This is a genomic window from Pseudomonas sp. MD195_PC81_125, from assembly GCF_014060985.1.
Classification (GTDB): Bacteria; Pseudomonadota; Gammaproteobacteria; order Pseudomonadales; family Pseudomonadaceae; genus Aquipseudomonas; species Aquipseudomonas parakoreensis.
In genome coordinates this window covers 1-864 of record NZ_JABULD010000926.1, presented here as the reverse complement: position 1 = coordinate 864, position 864 = coordinate 1, and the positions used below count along the sequence as shown (strand labels likewise).

Sequence of the window (864 nt, the reverse complement as noted above, 5' to 3'; positions counted from 1 at the left end):
TCTGGATAACGATTGTTTGATCGTGAGCGGGGCGCTTATGGTTTCGAGATAGGTTCGTCTCGGAAGGTTCCATCAACCATTCCGGTGAGAGTACGCGAAGGTGCTCCTGTTGAAATCACTCGGTGTCGTACATTAATTCTAACCTTTTCGATCCACTCATCAGTTGCGCCAAACCTCGAATAATAAGATTGCTTTTCAATGTCACTCAATTGAGTGAAAAAACTGAAAAAGTAATTGTTGTCGTAATACTCTTGAGCACCTTGCATGCTGCCTCCCCACCAAGCAGGCTCGTAGCCTTCAAAAGCAAACCAAGGTGGAGGAACCGCAAATTTTTTGCGGTTAAGCATCGTTAAAAATTCAAGGCTATTAGTTATCAAACGAATCGTGACGGAGTTGAATTCTCTAGTAGATGCGAAGAATATCAGTCGGTCTCCGCTCAATGCGCTTTCGTATTCAAATACCGGAAGGTCATTGAAGGTTCTTTCAGTATTTTTTCTGAAGTGAGATTCGACGAGTGATTCAAATTCAACCAAATCTTTAGGGTCGATTAGGAACTGCGAAAAAAATGCGCAGATATCAGCGCTTTCCAATGAAGTAGTGGGAGGCTGAACCGGTAGGTTGGTCTGAACTAAAGGCCGAGCAAACAAGCTTTTAAGCTCCTGTTTGCTGTACCCGGCTATTTGCTCTTGCCTAGGTTCTGGCTTTACCAGTGCCATTATTTTTTTGATAAACCTCATGCGGCTCTCACTCTTGCATACATTCAGTTAGCTAAGGCGCACCAAGCATTAGGAGGAGGTTAGATCAGTAACTCGAGCAGCAGGTTTTCCTGACACGGTTGAACATCCTTGTAAATACCTTGGTTTG

General features: G+C 43.9%; 1 protein-coding gene. It reads right to left on the bottom strand.

The genetic code is table 11. The annotated features are described in order from the left end of the window. Nucleotides 1–35 precede the first annotated feature (35 nt). The gene (locus HT737_RS30395) at nucleotides 36–737 is read right to left on the bottom strand and encodes a hypothetical protein (protein ID WP_182404674.1); all 702 of its coding nucleotides are present in this window, start codon (nucleotides 735–737) and stop codon (nucleotides 36–38) included. Between the last annotated feature and the right edge of the window lie 127 nt (nucleotides 738–864).